Origin of the sequence: Croceicoccus pelagius (genome assembly GCF_001661915.1) — a bacterium.
Lineage (GTDB): Bacteria > Pseudomonadota > Alphaproteobacteria > Sphingomonadales > Sphingomonadaceae > Croceicoccus > Croceicoccus pelagius.
Genome location: NZ_LYWY01000020.1, coordinates 1 through 1,247, shown reverse-complemented (window position 1 = coordinate 1,247; position 1,247 = coordinate 1). Strand labels below are relative to the sequence as shown.

1 protein-coding gene is annotated in these 1,247 nt (G+C 63.9%); it reads left to right on the top strand.

The features are described from left to right. Positions 1-15 precede the first annotated feature (15 nt). Positions 16-1,187 (top strand): IS3 family transposase gene (locus A9D15_RS04365; protein ID WP_425304723.1). Its coding sequence is split into 2 segments (ribosomal slippage): positions 16-280 and positions 280-1,187, totalling 1,173 coding nucleotides; the frame shifts between segments, so codons are not numbered across the junction. The last annotated feature ends 60 nt before the right edge of the window (positions 1,188-1,247 follow it).

The following is a 1,247-nucleotide window of genomic DNA, read 5'->3' as shown; positions in this document are numbered from 1 at the left end:
TGGATTGGTACGGGAATGAAGACGACGAGAAAGCGCTACAGCGCGGATTTCAAGGCCAAGGTTGCGCTGGAAGCGATCCGGGGCGACCTGACGCTGGCGGAGCTGGCAGCCAAGCACGGTGTCCACCACACGATGATCGCATCGTGGAAGCGCCAAGCCATCGACGGGATGGCAAGCACCTTCTCCGGCGCCGGCGATACGGCCAGGGCCGTCAGCGAGAGCGAGGTGGAAAAGCTGCACGCCAAGATCGGGCAACTGGTCGTGGAGCGGGATTTTTTAGCAAAAGCCTTCGGTCGATGAGCGTGGATCGGAGGCGGGCAATGGTCGAACCTGCTCACCATCGCTTGTCGATCTCGGCGCAGTGCCGTCTGCTGCTTATCAGCCGCTCGTCCTATTACTACGCACCGGTGCCGGAAACGGACGAGACGCTGGCGCTGATGACGGTGATCGACGAGACCTTCATGGAATGCCCATGGTACGGCAGTCGCCAGATGGCGCGGCACCTGCGGCGTGCCGGACACGAGATCGGTCGCAGGCGGGCGCGGCGGCTGATGGCGAAGATGGGGCTGACGCCGATCTACCAGCGGCCACGCACGAGCGATCCGCACCCACAGCACCGGGTCTATCCGTATCTGCTGCGCAAGCTGGCGATCGAGCGGCCCAACCATGTCTGGTGCGCCGACGTGACCTACATCCCGATGCGTCGGGGCTTCCTCTACCTGGTCGCGATCATGGACTGGGCCACACGCAAGGTCTTGGCCTGGCGGCTGTCGAACACGATGGATGCCGGCTTCTGCGTTGCGGCGCTGGAGGAGGCGCTGGCCCGCTACGGCAAGCCCGAGATCTTCAACACCGACCAGGGCAGCCAGTTCACGTCGCAGGCCTTCACCAGCGTGCTGCGCGAGGCCGAGGTCCGCATCAGCATGGACGGCCGGGGGCGGTGGATGGACAACGTCTTCATCGAGCGGCTCTGGCGGTCCCTGAAGTACGAGTGCGTCTACCTCCATGCCTTCGAGACCGGCTCCGAGCTGCGTGCTGGCCTTGGCCGGTGGATCACCTATTACAACACCCAGCGTCCGCACTCGGGCCTAGCCGGACGAACCCCGGTGGAGGCCTATCGGCGGATCGGGCAATCAGATCATGGGGGGCATGCCCCCCATGATCTGATGATCAAGAAGGCGGCATAACGACAACCGGGATTAGCTTAACTCAGCCGCCAAACTGTCCAGGAAGGCGGGACCACCTCA